Origin of the sequence: Fluviicola sp. (assembly GCF_029266855.1) — a bacterium.
Classification (GTDB): domain Bacteria; phylum Bacteroidota; class Bacteroidia; order Flavobacteriales_D; family Crocinitomicaceae; genus Fluviicola.
Map to the genome: position 1 here is coordinate 65,755 of NZ_JAQSWB010000008.1, position 14,713 is coordinate 80,467.

Annotated in this window: 16 protein-coding genes; 4 read left to right on the plus strand and 12 right to left on the minus strand. The window is 40.2% G+C overall.

The window, feature by feature from the left end; genetic code table 11:
- Positions 1 to 24 precede the first annotated feature (24 nt).
- A complete protein-coding gene (locus K0S23_RS15275) occupies positions 25 to 1,131 on the plus strand; it encodes a redoxin family protein (protein ID WP_300359177.1) in 1,107 nt (368 codons plus the stop codon).
- A 1-nt stretch (position 1,132) separates the two neighbouring features.
- Positions 1,133 to 1,888 carry a UDP-2,3-diacylglucosamine diphosphatase gene (locus tag K0S23_RS15280; RefSeq protein ID WP_300359180.1) on the plus strand — a complete coding sequence of 252 codons (756 nt, stop codon included), beginning with the start codon at positions 1,133 to 1,135 and terminating at the stop codon, positions 1,886 to 1,888.
- Between the two features lie 63 nt (positions 1,889 to 1,951).
- Here K0S23_RS15280 and K0S23_RS15285 read toward each other — a convergent pair whose 3' ends face one another.
- The 6 genes from K0S23_RS15285 to K0S23_RS15310 all read right to left on the minus strand — a co-directional run bounded on the left by K0S23_RS15285 (position 1,952) and on the right by K0S23_RS15310 (position 8,310).
- Entirely contained in the window at positions 1,952 to 3,310 is a 1,359-nt protein-coding gene (locus K0S23_RS15285) for a hypothetical protein (protein WP_300359182.1), read from the minus strand.
- A 117-nt stretch (positions 3,311 to 3,427) separates the two neighbouring features.
- The gene (locus tag K0S23_RS15290; protein ID WP_300359185.1) at positions 3,428 to 3,835 is read right to left on the minus strand and encodes a thioesterase family protein; all 408 of its coding nucleotides are present in this window, start codon (positions 3,833 to 3,835) and stop codon (positions 3,428 to 3,430) included.
- 3 nt (positions 3,836 to 3,838) lie between these two features.
- Positions 3,839 to 5,713: a nucleoside-diphosphate sugar epimerase/dehydratase gene (locus K0S23_RS15295; protein ID WP_300359188.1), complete on the minus strand. Its 1,875-nt coding sequence runs from the start codon at positions 5,711 to 5,713 to the stop codon at positions 3,839 to 3,841.
- Positions 5,714 to 5,762: 49 nt separating this feature from the next.
- A complete protein-coding gene (locus K0S23_RS15300; RefSeq protein ID WP_300359191.1) occupies positions 5,763 to 6,473 on the minus strand; it encodes an SDR family oxidoreductase in 711 nt (236 codons plus the stop codon).
- A complete protein-coding gene (locus tag K0S23_RS15305) occupies positions 6,458 to 7,330 on the minus strand; it encodes a GNAT family N-acetyltransferase (RefSeq protein ID WP_300359193.1) in 873 nt (290 codons plus the stop codon). Before K0S23_RS15305 ends, K0S23_RS15300 begins: the two co-directional genes overlap by 16 nt.
- Positions 7,318 to 8,310, minus strand: coding sequence for a hypothetical protein (locus K0S23_RS15310; RefSeq protein WP_300359195.1), 993 nt, complete (start codon positions 8,308 to 8,310; stop codon positions 7,318 to 7,320). Before K0S23_RS15310 ends, K0S23_RS15305 begins: the two co-directional genes overlap by 13 nt.
- Positions 8,311 to 8,456: 146 nt before the next feature.
- Between K0S23_RS15310 and K0S23_RS15315 the strand changes: the two genes are divergently transcribed.
- Positions 8,457 to 8,909: a CYTH domain-containing protein gene (locus tag K0S23_RS15315; protein ID WP_300359198.1), complete on the plus strand. Its 453-nt coding sequence runs from the start codon at positions 8,457 to 8,459 to the stop codon at positions 8,907 to 8,909.
- A gap of 36 nt (positions 8,910 to 8,945) precedes the next feature.
- On the opposite strand, the gene K0S23_RS15320 is transcribed toward K0S23_RS15315, so the two are convergent.
- From K0S23_RS15320 to ltaE, 5 genes are all read right to left on the minus strand, one after another.
- Positions 8,946 to 9,593, minus strand: a complete 648-nt coding sequence (locus K0S23_RS15320; protein ID WP_300359200.1) for a hypothetical protein — start codon at positions 9,591 to 9,593, stop codon at positions 8,946 to 8,948.
- 9 nt (positions 9,594 to 9,602) lie between these two features.
- Positions 9,603 to 11,747, minus strand: a complete 2,145-nt coding sequence (locus K0S23_RS15325; protein WP_300359202.1) for a carboxypeptidase-like regulatory domain-containing protein — start codon at positions 11,745 to 11,747, stop codon at positions 9,603 to 9,605.
- Positions 11,748 to 11,838: 91 nt separating this feature from the next.
- On the minus strand, positions 11,839 to 12,168 hold the full coding sequence (locus K0S23_RS15330) for a hypothetical protein (protein WP_300359205.1): 330 nt from the start codon (positions 12,166 to 12,168) through the stop codon (positions 11,839 to 11,841).
- 58 nt (positions 12,169 to 12,226) lie between these two features.
- Complete coding sequence (locus K0S23_RS15335; protein ID WP_300359208.1) at positions 12,227 to 12,877, minus strand: hypothetical protein; 651 nt, start codon at positions 12,875 to 12,877, stop codon at positions 12,227 to 12,229.
- A complete protein-coding gene (gene ltaE / locus K0S23_RS15340) occupies positions 12,874 to 13,899 on the minus strand; it encodes a low-specificity L-threonine aldolase (RefSeq protein WP_300359210.1) in 1,026 nt (341 codons plus the stop codon). The genes K0S23_RS15335 and ltaE overlap by 4 nt, the downstream gene beginning before the upstream one ends.
- A gap of 130 nt (positions 13,900 to 14,029) precedes the next feature.
- Between ltaE and K0S23_RS15345 the strand changes: the two genes are divergently transcribed.
- Complete coding sequence (locus K0S23_RS15345) at positions 14,030 to 14,263, plus strand: hypothetical protein (protein ID WP_300359212.1); 234 nt, start codon at positions 14,030 to 14,032, stop codon at positions 14,261 to 14,263.
- A gap of 154 nt (positions 14,264 to 14,417) precedes the next feature.
- On the opposite strand, the gene rpmH is transcribed toward K0S23_RS15345, so the two are convergent.
- Complete coding sequence (rpmH, locus tag K0S23_RS15350) at positions 14,418 to 14,576, minus strand: 50S ribosomal protein L34 (protein WP_144333335.1); 159 nt, start codon at positions 14,574 to 14,576, stop codon at positions 14,418 to 14,420.
- Between the last annotated feature and the right edge of the window lie 137 nt (positions 14,577 to 14,713).

Consider the following 14,713-nt stretch of genomic DNA (forward strand, 5'->3'; position numbering starts at 1 on the left):
CTGCATTAACAAAAAGAATTAACTATGAAACACCTTATTCTTTGTTTAACACTTTTATCCGGCATTGCTTTCGGTCAAAATCCGGCTCAGGTTGAAGTCAGCGGAAATATATTCAATACCAATGGCGACAGTATTAAAATTTCTCAATACTACGGCTCACATTACATTGATTACATTAAAGGGAAACTCGATAAAAAAGGAAACTATACCTTAAAGGGTAAAGTTCCGGTTGCAGATTATTATGTTTTGCGTTTAGGACAGCAGCACATCAATATTATTTTGAAAGAAGGCTCTTCTATCCGTATCAATGCAGACGGTAACAACATTAACGCATTTCATACGATTAGCGGATCGGACGAAAGTATTGCCCTGAATGAATTTGTCGGTCAGATGCAGTATTTCAACCAGAAAAAAGATTCTGCAATCAATGCCATGAAAGCAACTCCTGAAAACCAGGAAGCGATCAATAAGTTTTACCAGACAGAATATTACAAGTTTTCAGCTTACAGGCAAAAATTCATTTCCGAACACGCGAATTCCGCTGCACTTTTACCGGTTATAAGCACATTGGACACAGACAAAGAAATTACCACTTACGAAGCTATTGTGAACCAGTTATTGGCTGCTTTCCCCTCTTCACCGAGTGTTCAAAATGCGAAAAACAGTTACGACCAGTTAAAAGCACAAAAAGACAAACAAAACTTCCTGGCTTCCGGTAAACCGGCTCCGAATTTCACTCAAAACGACGTGAACGGGAAACCCATTTCTTTAGCCGATCTGAAAGGAAAAGTTGTTCTGCTTGACTTCTGGGCTTCCTGGTGCGGACCTTGCAGAAAGGAAAATCCAAATGTGGTTGCATTATATAACAAATACAAAGATGCCGGATTTACAGTAATGAGTGTTTCTCTTGACAAAGACAAAGCTCCCTGGCTGGCAGCTATCGAAAAAGATAAACTAATCTGGCCAAATCATGTTTCCGACCTGAAATACTGGTCCAATGAAGTAGCGAAGCTTTACCAGGTTTCCTCGATTCCATTTACCGTATTAATTGATAAAGACGGAAACATTATCGACACAAAACTAAGAAGTGTAGAATTGGAGCAGGCACTTAAAACGATCTTCGGATTCTAATATGGAAGTTCCAAACGGAAAGAAAATATACTTTGCTTCTGATTTTCATTTAGGCGTACCGGTTGGAAAATCAAGTCTTGAGCGCGAAAAACGGATCATTGACTGGTTGAATCACATCCGGGAAGACGCTTTTGAGATCTACCTCGTTGGAGATATCTTTGATTTTTGGTTCGAATACAAGCACGCAATCCCGAAAGGTTTTGTCCGTATCCAGGGCAAAATAGCCGAACTGGTTGATTCCGGTATTCCCGTTTATTTCTTTACCGGCAACCACGACATGTGGATGTTTGATTACTTCGAGAAGGAACTGGGAGTGAAGATCTACCGTGAACCTATTTACAGGGTGTATAACGACAAAAAATTCGTAATCGGTCATGGAGATGGTTTAGGTCCCGGGGATCGCGGCTACAAGTTTATAAAGAAGGTTTTTGCGGCACGATGGTCACAATGGTTATTTGCGCGTTTGCATCCGAACTTTGGAATTGCTTTGGCAAATTATTTTTCTCGAAAAAGCAGAATTGCTACTGGAGATTCGGACAGTCAGTTTTTAGGAGAAGAAAAAGAATGGCTGGTTCAATACTGCAAAGAACAGGAAGCAATTGAAGCCCAGGATTATTACATCTTCGGTCACCGTCATCTTCCTATGACTATCCAGATCAATGAACGTGCAAGCTATATCAATTTGGGTGAATGGATCAACTACAACACCTATGCAGTATTTGACGGTTTTGAAACCAAATTGTTGGAATGGAAATAATAGTCCAAATTATATAAAAACGTAGGGGCGGAAAATTTTCCGCCCCTACGTTTTTATTCTCGATCATTCTCCCTCCTTCGGCTTTGTTTCCTCCGGTTTTGTTTCTTCTTTTTTCTTAGGCTCTTTCTTTTTCTTCTCTTTTTCCTTCTTGGTTGTTGGCATAGCATCGTCTTCTTTACCTGAAGTGGCAGCTCCGCCAAATGTCCGGATCTCTCTACCCTGTTCGTCAAACACGTGTTCTTCTATCAGGATGTCTTTTTTGTAGATTGCGCGGCTTTTTACTTTCCCATCCGGGAAACGGTCCTCAAATAAACCCTCACGCACTTCCGTTTTTGTCATTGATTTCAGTTCACTTACTACTGCGATATAATACAACTTCCCGGATTTAATGGGTTTGTTCACACCTTTTGCCAGGTTATTTCCTTTTAAAACCGCATGTTCACTAAGGGCTTCTCCTCTTAAATAGCTTACAACGATATTTGCATCCTTTAAGCTATCCAATGCCTCTGATTTCGGTTTTTTCTCATAAAGCATTTGTCCTAATGCCTCAGCTACTTCTTTGGTCGGGCAGGCATACAATTCAGCCGTTACATATTGATTTGGCTTCGGAGTAACTTTTTTGTAGTTCTCAATGGATTGCAGCGTCTGATCGTAGAACAGTGTTTTGAACTCTCCGTTCCGGGAATCCATATCCCAATTTTCAGTACGAAGCAATTTTCCATCATCGTAATAGTAATACTGAATCCCGTGTTTTTTACCTTCTTTATAATTCAATTCCTCAATAATATCTCCTTTTCGATTATACAGAAAAAACGGTCCTTCCAGCACACCTTTTACATAGTTTGCTTTTTTATTTCTAACTCCCTTGGAGTCGTAAGTAATTTTAGGTCCGTTTAAAACTCCCCCGGAATAATTTTCCAGTTTGACTGTATCTCCCCTCGAATTATAGGTCAACTGCGGACCTTCAAGCTGTCCCATTTCATAAGTTTTCTCCCAGGCAGGAATTTGTGTAGAATCGTTGAAATAAGTCCAGCGTCCGCTTTCAACTCCCTGAACATGAGAACGGATTACCATGATACATCCGGATTTGTAGTAAGTGGTATCGATTCCATTTGCAAATCCATCCACAAATGTGACTCTGCGCTCCAGAATCCCATTCATGTGGCAGGTTTCACATATTCCTGAGAAAGGCATTTTCTGGGAACTGGTTACCACTCTTTTTCCATCAGCACCCATTTCAAGTTTCTGATTACAATCCACCACCCCGGCAATCTTTCCGCATTCCCATTCGGTATAGCGTTGTTTCGAACGGTCTGCAGCTTTTTGATAACAAGGAACCGAATCTTTCCTTGAAACACCAAACTTCGGTTGAGCGGAAACCGCTAAGGAAAAAATACAAAATATTGCAAGTAGAATTCTCATTTTATTGGATTTTAAGATCTTAGGACTACAGGATTTTAGGACTTCGAATCGTTAAAACATTCAATCTAATCTTAAAATCTTAATACCTAAAGTCCTGATGTCTAATTTTTCAATCAATTATTGTTCCAGCTTTAGGGAAAGCTTACTCAAAGCCTCCCTCATCCTTTTGGGAATCGAAATGGAACATTGGTTAACACTATCGTAGCAAACCAACACGGAACTCCCGGTTGTTTTCACTTCGTTAAGCACTTTCACTTCGTAAGATAAAGTAAAACTTTTTTCTCCCACATGTTTCAGGTAAATAAAAATCTCAACAGGATCTGACAGGAAAACCGGTTTGAGGTACTCCAACTCATTTTTACGAAGTATTACACCTGTTTTTTTCCAATCCCAATCAGTGCCAAGCATTTGCCTGAAGTAATGAATCCGCGCTTCTTCAAAATAATGCAAATAAACAGCATTGTTTACATGTTGCATCATATCGCAATCAGAAAAACGAACTTGTAATCTATACGAATCTAACATGATCTATTTTTTATCTAACACACTGTATTCCGAGTTGTTTGAAATAAATTCGGGAACAACATCTTTCATTAACTGAACCAGGGCAAAGTTGTCCGCTTTACCGACTGCATCCAAAAGATCTTTAATGACCTGATAGACCTTTTCATCTATTTCTCTTTCAGACGCGATTAAAATCTTCGGGTGATGTGTTTCCTGGACATTTTCAGCATCGTTCAATAATTCTTCGTAAAGTTTCTCTCCGGGTCTGAGTCCTGAGAACTTGATTTCAATGTCTTTTCCCAGTTCCAATCCTGACAACTGGATCATTTTTTTGGCCAGGTCAACTATTCGCACGGATTTCCCCATGTCAAAAACATAAATCTCACCGCCGCTTCCCATGATTCCTGCCTCCAGAACCAATTGGCAAGCTTCGGGAATGGTCATAAAATAACGCGTAATGCGTTCATCTGTTACGGTAACCGGGCCTCCCTGTTCAATTTGCCTTCTGAATAAAGGAATAACGGAACCGTTTGATCCCAAAACATTTCCAAAGCGTGTGGTGATGAATTGTGTTTGTCCGTTATTTGCTGCCTGGGCAATAATTTCAGCGATCCGTTTACTGGCTCCCATCACATTGGTGGGATTTACAGCTTTATCCGTTGAGATCATAACAAATTTGTGAACGGCTTTTTTATTCGACAGGTCAACCAAAATCTTTGTCCCTTTTACGTTGTTCCTTACCGCTTCCGATGGATTCATCTCCATCATCGGCACATGCTTGTAAGCAGCTGCGTGAAAGATCCAGGAAGGTTTAAACGTATCGAACAGGACTTCCATTCGTTCTTCATTGCAAATGTCTCCGATCACAATTTCAAATGGCGGAATATCTTTTAGCTGCCTGAGTTCAAATTCCAAATCGTACAATGCAGATTCAGCCTGATCGAGCAACACTACCAATTTAGGACGGTATTCCAATACCTGGCGAACTATCCCTGAACCAATAGAACCCGCTGCTCCCGTAACGAGAATTACCTGATTTGCCAAGCCATCAGCCAATTTCTCCTGATTAAGGACAATAGGTGTTCTCCCTAAGAGATCTTCAATGTTTACCTGCGCTATCTGATTCGCGGTAAATGCTCCGTTGATCCAGCTTTTGGGGCTGGGAACCTTTTTCACCTCTACCCCGCTTTCAATACATTTCTCCACGATATTGCTTCTGCGCTCAGGATCTAAATTTTGTATCGCGATAATAACCTGGTAAATTTTATTCTTCTGAAGAATTTCTGCAAGCTTAGAACTATGAAACACTTCAACCCCTTCGATCCTGTTTCCGGAGATTCGGCTATTGTCATCCACAAAGCCAAAAACCTTTAAGTTGATCCGCACATCCTTCTCAATGATCCTTTTTGCAATCAACCCGGAAACTCCGGCACCATAAATCAGAACCAGTTTTTGTTCGCTGCTTGATTTTACGGATTCCAGGTATAACAACTTGACAACAAACCTTGAAACTGCAAGGAAAAAGAAACAAAAAACGTATTCGATCACAACAATAGAGATCGGAAAAAGATAATAGCCGTCAATCCAGTTAAAGCGAATAATACCAAGAATAACAAAAACAACGGAAGTCGTTGTAGTTGCTAAAAACAAACGCTTAAAATCAGATGTTGAGGTATGACGGACAATTCCTTTCTGAATTCCAAAGGACAGGAAAACGATCAGCCGTACAGCAAAAAAAACAATAAACGAGTACTTAACAATTTCCAACTCATTTCTCCACTCCGCATCACCTGCTTTGATATCAAAACGAATAAGATAAGCGATCACCAAAGAAAAGGCCGAAATGAATAAATCAATCAGAATTATAATCCACCGGGGAATATTTTTTTTTGGAAACATTGTTGATCGTGCTATTTGGTTTTGTTCAATACAAATTTAAGGGAATAAGTCAGGTAAACAACCCGCCATTCAAAGAAATCGATTGCCCGGTTACATAATCCGATTCGTCTTTCAAAAGCCAGTCAATCGCTGCCAAAACCGTTTCCACACCTCCGAGTTTGTTCTTCGGGATTTGCGAAATGATCTGTTCCTGCATTTCAGCCGAAACTTCAGAAATCATTCCCTGGTCGAAGTATCCCAGTGCTAACGCATTGCATGTAATCGGCTGACTAGCAAGTTCTTTTGCAATTGTTTTGGTTAAGCCCAAAATCCCGGCTTTACTTGCAGCATAGGCTGCAGTTCCCGGAACCCCGGTTTGTGCTACAACAGATGAAATATTGATGATCCGTCCAAAATTATTGCTGCGCATAGCCGGAATTAATCCGTGACACAATAAGAAAGGAGCAGTTAAATTTACAGCAATCACTTCGTTGAAATCTGCGGAAGAAAGCTTCCAGCTCATCCCGTTTTTCGAAATCCCTGCATTATTGATAAGCACATCTACTTTTCCGAAATTGGCAAGCACACTTGATACCAGATTTTTAACCTGGTTCTCATCCCGCAAATCAGCTTTAAACCAAGCGTGTTCGCAATCCACATCAAACGGATCCTGCTGGAATGTATGCAACGCCAATTTCACATCCTGCTTTTCAAAATGCTTCACCATTGCAGAACCTAATCCACCGGTTGCACCGGTAATCATGACTACTTTTTTATCCATTTATCTCGTATCGTTTTAAGCATTCTCCACCACAAAGGAGCATTATTCCAGCTCAATTGCGAATATACAACATCTTCCGCGCCGAAATTCAAATTAAATCTCCGGACAGATTCTACATTTGAACCTCCAAAATCAAAGACTTTTCCTTTGGAACCGGCATCTTCAATTGCAGTCAGCATCAGTTTGTACATTCCTCCTGATTTCTTTGCTTCCTCAGTTGTTGTTCCTTTCAAATAAAGCACCGTTGAATCCGATTCCAGCGTCCAAACTCCTCCAAGCCATTCATCGTTCCTATATAAATTGTATTGTTCCAGGCGCTTATCTTTATAAGCGGTAACAAGTTTCTCCAGGATCGGAAGGGTTTGCTCATTGATTCCATGAATGCGATTCAACAATTCATTTCTCAGCAAATTCAGCATCAGGGGAATATTCTCCTCTTTCTTCACAGCAAATTCAGCCGATTTATTTAAAGATCTTTTGGCCTGCTGATTTAACTTCAATTTCCCGGGGACCAGGTTTTGGTAAATACGTTGATCCAGACTAAACCCCTTTCCTACCTGGAGATCTGCAACCTGAAATTCACTTTTCAATGCTTTCAGAATCTGCTCTTCCGGAACAGGATCACCAATCCATTCCATAAAACGATTAAAAAACGGGGTTACCAAAATTTTCACTCCGCCTTTCACGACATACGGACAAGCCATCCCCGATTTAAAGTTGCCGGTATACAAAACCACCCAATTTTCAGCAGTTGCATCCAGGTAAGCTGACTCTGAGAATACAGAAGCACTACTCGATGAAACCAGTTCATCCCATCGTCTCTTTTCCTCTTCAGAATTTACGCTTACAAACTGCATGATTGATAATTAATGAATTTATAGACCGTTTTCGTCTTTGAAATGAACGATTCCAATTCCTTTAATGAATAATTGGTCATTCCTTTCGGGTGACCGATCACTACGAAAACCGGTACCTGCTTAGCCTGATAACACCTTGCCTGCTTTTTTAACTGTGAAGCATAATATCCGTCAGAACTTACGTGATTCCATGTTTTATGAAGTAAAACGGACTTTTTCCTTCCCGGCTGAGCCAAAAAAGAGCCATCTCCGATCATTTTATGATCACCAGGATTCAATCTTCCCAAAATGTACAAACGCCAATAGAATAAAGGAGAAAATTCCCAGGAAGAGATCGGAATTTCCAGGAAATATCCGTTTTCCTCTGCCTTCGTGACATCTGACTGGAACCTGTAAGGTTTACCAAAAGGCTGCACATTGGTAAAATCGAACTGATAGTGTTCGGATTCGAACTTCCCGCCAGGAAATACTGTTGAATCCTTCTCGATTTCAAGGTCCTGAAAAACCTTTTCAATTTGTTCAAAGGGCTGAATACACCAGCCTCCCGCACGATAAGTACTTGGCTTCTTTCCCGTCAGATCCGTTAAGAATCCATGGTATTTTCGCACAATCGCTTCAGCTTCTGCATCCGGAAAATCCGAAAGTTTATAGCAACCATCGGTTACCACCAGCCATTTTTTTCCATCGTAGCGGGATTTTTCCCAATGCGGATGAATATGCAATTGGATTTCACAGTTCAAATTTTGCATTTCCTGCAACTGAGCAACAATTTGCCTGAAATCAGTTTCCAGGTTTGGGTATTGATCTTTGTATTCCTGAAGCTTGATCAAAAATCCTACATCTACAAAAAACACCATCGGAACCTGGTGTTTCTTTGCTATTGCCAACAGTCGATCACTTGGTTCAATCATGCATTTTTGCACGCTTCCGGTGCTTGTTCCAAAAAACAATTCGTAATCAAATGTCAGAATCACCTGCATATTGCGAAGATAGCATAATCCGTTTGGTTTGCGAATTAGCCGGCTGTTTTTCCAAAATGTGTTGTATTTTAGTCGAAATTGGACAGTAAGATTCTTAAGATGTCAGGATATTAAGAATTGAATCCTGTAGTCCTGAAATATATCAAATGAAAGAAATCGAGCGGAAATATTTAGTTGGTGAGACAATACTTGATGTTGTCAAATACCTGCAATCGAAAAAAATAAGGCAAGGATATATTTCGGACTTGGATGGCAAAACAGTCCGGGTGCGTACAAAAGGTGATAAAGGATACCTGACGATCAAAGGAAAAACGATCGGTATTTCAAGAGATGAGTTTGAATATGAAATTCCTTTCGAGGATGCGAACCAGTTACTGGCAGATTTCTGTGCAAAAGTCCTGGAAAAAGAACGCTATGAACTGATCGTAGGTGAAAAGAAATGGGAAGTTGATATTTTCCACGGCAAGCTTGAAGGACTGATGATTGCTGAGATCGAACTGGAGTCAGAAGATGAAACTTTTGAACTTCCGAATTGGATTGAGAAAGAGGTCAGTTCCGATATTCAGTATTATAATTCAAAATTGATAGAAAAAGCATAAAAAAAAGGGGAGCGATGCATCGCTCCCCTTTTTTTCTTATTTATTCAATTCCTTCTCAATTTCACCGAAGAAGTAAATACATGTGCTTCTTCCCCACCAATATGGTTTATCTACATCCGTAGAAGTAACCAGATCGTATTTCACTTTGGCTTTTTCAAAATATGTTTTTGCATTTTTTGCACCTCCGCCAAACATTTTAGGAGTATAAAAAGTAGAAATACCTTTCAACAAATAGATATGCGGATTATTCTCATTGATCGCTTTTGCCGATTTCAGATTCTCATCAAAGATCTTTCCGTATTTCTGCCAGCGGTTTTCAGGATCGGCACCAATCCGTGCGTTTGCAATCAGCGCTTTCATGATATGAACCTCATCTGTTAAGGGACACGTTTCTATTTTCGCCATTTGCTCTTCCGCATTATCAACCAGCGCATCTTTGATTGCCAAGGTCGGTTCGAAGTACGACATCTGGATACACGAGTATGCATAGTAATAAGCCGGCATCCAATTTTCAGGATATTTTCCTTTTACCAGAGCTAACTGATCTGACTTTGCCTTCCAGCCTTCCAAGGTATAAGTGGAATCAAAGGTTGCACAAATAGGCTCCAATTCTTTTTTAATCTCATCTTGAGCATTTGCTTGTAGTGTAAATGCTAAAACCACCGCGAGGATTACTTGTTTCATAGTCTATAATTAAAGTTCGTCTTTGTTAAATTCTTTCAGTGACATATTGAATCCGAAGAAGATATTGAAATAAAACGGAGGTTTTACATCATATCTCTGGGTTCCGTCGTAGCTGTATCTGTATCCCAACACATTGTGTTGGTTGGTAATATTGTCTAAGCTAATATAAAAGACCGTAAACATCTTTTTAATTGTTGTTAAATATGCTGCTGTGAAAGCCAAATTGTGGTAATCCGGTGAGCGATCTCCAAGGAAACGCGTGCTCGTCGGATTGTAATACGGTCTTCCGCTGGCATAGCTGTACGTCATTGAGAAACTGGTTTGCAGTTTCATGGAGAAGTACTTCATTACTACATTCAAATTGTGGTCGGAAACATAATCCGGAGTGACTTTGCTGATGTAGTTCTGATACAAACGTTTAGTATCTATGTAACTGTAAGAAATCCAGTAATCAAAGTTTTTGATACTTTTCTTATCTCTCCAGAACACATCAATTCCCTGTGCATATCCTGAACCACTGTTATCCACCATTCCATAATTGAAACGGAAAGCATTTGGTGTATAAGCAACTCCCTGCTCCCTGATCAGCTGATCGTAAGACTTATAATATCCTTCGAGTCGGAAAATACGATTCTTGGCAAGAATCTGGTAATTTGCCATTAAGTGTAATGCCCTTTGAAAATCCGGCCGGTAGCCCTGCATCAGGTAATTTTGTGAAGCCAGCTGGTAAAAATAACCCGAGGCGAAAGAGATTTGGCTGGTTTTACCGGTTTTGACAGCCATTGCCAGACGTGGAGAAATATTTCCTTTGGCCAGCAGTTTGGAATATTCTGCCCGAACTCCCGGCTTGATCGCAAAATTTCGGAATGGAATAATATCCGCTTCAACATATCCAGCACTGAGCATTTCCGAAAACCCACCGATTAATGTGTCAAATGTCTGACCATATTGAAAATGTTGCAACTCCGTTCCGATCACCATTTTGAAGCGGTTTCCGGCTGTGTAAACCATTTCTCCGCGTCCCTGCACCCGTTTATCGGTTCTTGTAGAAACCAGTGTATCCCAGGTAATATCATCGTCATTGTTGCTTAATGAAAAACCTACATAATAAAGCCACTTATCGTTGATGAAGTTTTTGAAGGTCGTATTGACATATGTATTCTGGTTCTTCAGCCCGAATTTCATGCTTGCTCCTGCCACTTCCGGATTTGGAATTTCCAGACCGGAGCTATTATACGTTTGATTGAAGGTCGTTTTGAACATTCCTCTCGTAGATGTCTTTGCCACATAACGTCCGGAAAAACCGAATCCCTGAGGGGCTTCATAAAACTTTACGTTAGCCTTAGCCAATGCCAGGAAGGGAGATAAATTTTGATAATACCCGGTAAATTCCACTGCACTGCTCTCCATTAATTTGGTACCGCCCAAAAAGATTCCTGCAAAGTTTGCACCGATATTGATGTTGGTCTGATCCGGAAGGTCCAGGGTACTTAAATCCAAAACGGAAGACAATGCCTGTCCGTAACGAGCGGTATAACCACCTGTACTGAAAGCTGTCCCTTTGAATTGAAAGGGATTAAAGCGAGTTCGCTGAGCAACGCCGGGAACCGAACTTCCGAACGCATTTTGTGCAACCAATCCGTCTACAATGAAAGAGGTTTCACTTACATCTCCACCGCGAACCATTAAACCGGTCTGATCACCGCCATTTCTCTGAACACCGGGTAAGGTTTGAATTGCCCCGGCAATATCTCCCTGTCCGCCGGCAGTGGTCACAATATCCAAGGGATCCAGAATAGCCACCGAACGATCATTGGAAGCAGACATTGTTCCTGCTGAAATCACTACTTCTTCAATGGCTTTTGACTGACTCACTTTGATATTCTGAACAAGCGGTGTTCCATTCAGAGTCACCTCGATATTTTGCTCTTCCAATTCGTCTCCACGGATAACAAGCGTTTGTTTCCCGGTCATCGAGGTTGTTAATTTGTAAACTCCCTTTTCATTGGATTGTCCGCCATCGGTTGTTCCTTTGACAAAAATGGTAGCCATTGGAACAGGTTTTCCATTTTGGTTTACAACCGTTCCTTCAATCGTCGTTTGCGCCATCAGACAGGCCGGAATCAGGCCCATAAGCAATAGTAAATACTTCATAATAAAAAATTACGAGGCTAAATTAGATTGAAAAAACAGAAAACGGAGATTAAAATCGGTGAATTGATTTCACAAATCGGTCAACAGCCATTTATAACTTGTCACTTTCCAGATCGGTTTTTTGGGTATCAAAAACACTTGATCCAACACGAATGGTAAACCATTCAAGAAATAAATCGAGAGTTGGCTTGGGATAATCTTCATCAGAATCTACCACAGCCAGGCATTCATTTTTCATGATCTTTTTGAAATGCGATTCGATCAATGGCTCATATTCGAAGAAATCTTCTTCTATCAAATACAAATTGCCTTCCAAATCATCCGATTCATCGAAATCGAAATCTTCGTCGTGTTGTTTCGCCCAATCACAAAAGGCTTGTTTTGGTTCTACGTAAATGAATCCTCTGTTTACTACTTTCATCTTTTTATTGATATTAGGACATCCAGATTTTAGGATATTAGGACTTGAATTATTAGTCTTAATATCCTGATGTCTTGATGTCTTGAAGTCTTTTTATTTCCCCTTCTTTAATGGTCGACCAACGTGTTTTTTTTCTTCCGGGAATTTCCACCACATAGATCCAATTCTGATCTTCCTTTTCTTCGTTTAGTATTCCAACCAGTTTCGCTGCTGCAATTGGAAATTTGGATTCGATATAGACCAGGTGATTTTCTCCGATCAAAAACAAGGAATTTCTACTCTGCTTTCTGAATTGGGCTCTGACCTGGTAAGAAACACATTTCGGTCCGTAGCAGTCGAGCCAATTGAAAAATGCATTTTTAGTTCTCAGGCTGTCTTTAAACTCGTAATGAAGCGCAACGATGCTGTCCTTCTGATTTAAGAGGTACCATTTTTCCATTTTTGAGGGTCCGAAACGATCCGGGAAAAGCAGGCTGTCCAGCCTAAACCAGGATGCGTCTTTGTAGATTGAGTCAAAAGCTGTGAGGAAATACCCTTTCTTCGGCTTTTCATCTTTGATTTCAATTGTTCCTTTTGAATCATCAACGTGATCAAATTTGTCGGAGGTGTGCGAGATATCTTCCAGTGAGAGGGTCTCTTTTTCATTATCCGAACAGGAAACCATCGGCACCAACATACATACAATAACAGCGACTGTGAATAGCTTCATATCTTATTAAGTTGTTCTATCGTGTATTTTACATCATCCTGCGAAATATCCAAATGAGTAACCAAGCGGATCATTCCGGGACCAAATGCAGAAACTTTCACTCCTAATTCTCCGAATTTCTGAATGTAAAAGTCACGCTTTGTTTCCTCTTTCAAAATTACAACTAAAATGTTTGTTTCAACCGGCAAAGTGTTTTCAACCCAATCACATTTTAGAAAAGCACTTTCCAGTTCTTTTGCTTTTGCATGATCTTCAGTAAGCCGGTCAACATTATGCTTTAAGGCGTACAAACCGGCAGCAGCTAAAAATCCTGCCTGACGCATTCCTCCGCCCATTACTTTCCGTACTCTTCTCGCCTGGTGAATAAACTCCTTTGTTCCAATCAAAAGAGATCCAACCGGAGCGCCCAAACCTTTCGAAAGACAAATTGAAATGGAATCGAACTGTGAAGCGTATTTCTTTATTTCAATGTCATTAACCGCCAATGCATTAAAAACACGTGCTCCATCCAAGTGAAGCGGAATGTTTCTTGACTTTGCCAAGCGGGCAATTTCTTCAATATCCTGAAAATTATAAACAGCACCTCCACCCCGGTTTGCGGTATCTTCAAGTGAAATCAATTGTGTTACCGGGAAGTGAATGTCATCGGGCATAATCCATTTTTCAATTTCAGCCGCAGTTAAACGTCCGCGGTTTCCATGTAACAACCGAACAGAAGCACCTGAATTCTTGGCAATTCCTCCTCCTTCGTATTTATACACATGACTTTCTTCGTGGCAAATAACTTCTCCACCGGGTTTAACATGAATGTTGATCGCGATCTGATTGGTTTGTGTTCCGCTTGCGCAGAATAAAGCAGCTTCCTTACCAAAAAGTTGTGCTGCAAATATCTGTAATTCATTCACTGTCGGATCTTCCCCATAAACGTCATCTCCAACCGAAGCGTGAAACATCTTATCCAGCATTTCCGCAGACGGTTTTGTAACTGTATCAGAGCGAAAATCAACAAAATCCCGGTTCATATTTTTTTTGGAGCAAACTTATGGCAATTCCTTCTAAAAACGATCCGATTTATAGTTTTTTTCAAATTCCTCAAAAGGCATTGTGAAAAATTACTATTTTCGGGCCATAATAACTTAATAAATCTAAATTATGAAAACAATCGCTTTAATCGCCTGTGTAGCGGCCTTGGGTCTGGCATCATGTAAAAAAACGTATTCTTGTAACTGTACTGAAATTTATAACGATAACGGGATAAATTACAGTTCTGATGAAACGTATCCAGTTGTTGCCAAGAAAAAAGACAAGCAATCCGAGTGTGATAAATATGAAACCGGAGCTTATCAAACTTACGAAGGAAGTACACGTACATGTACAGTTAACTAAGATCTGTCAAATTTACACTAAAAACAAAGGGCTGGTTTTTCCGGCCTTTTTTGTTATCTGATTTTACCTCAGGACAAATATTTGGACACAAAAAAACCATCTCTCCGTAAAAACGAAAAGATGGTCGATATCTTAAATAAAGATTTACAGGCTATTAACGCTTGTGGAAACCTTCGTCAGAAACTGTCAATTTTTTACGGCCTTTACGACGACGTGCAGCTAAAACTTTACGTCCGTTCTTAGTTGCCATTCGGCTACGGAATCCGTGCTTGTTTCTTCTCTTTCTTACAGATGGTTGAAACGTTCTTTTCATGATCTATACTTTATTCGAATGTTCTTATTGCTTTCTAAAATTCCTGAAATGTCAGACATTTGTCAGAATGGGGTGCAAAGATAGGTAGATTTTCTAATTTTTCAAGTTTTAATAGAAAATAATCGAAAAAAAAGTTT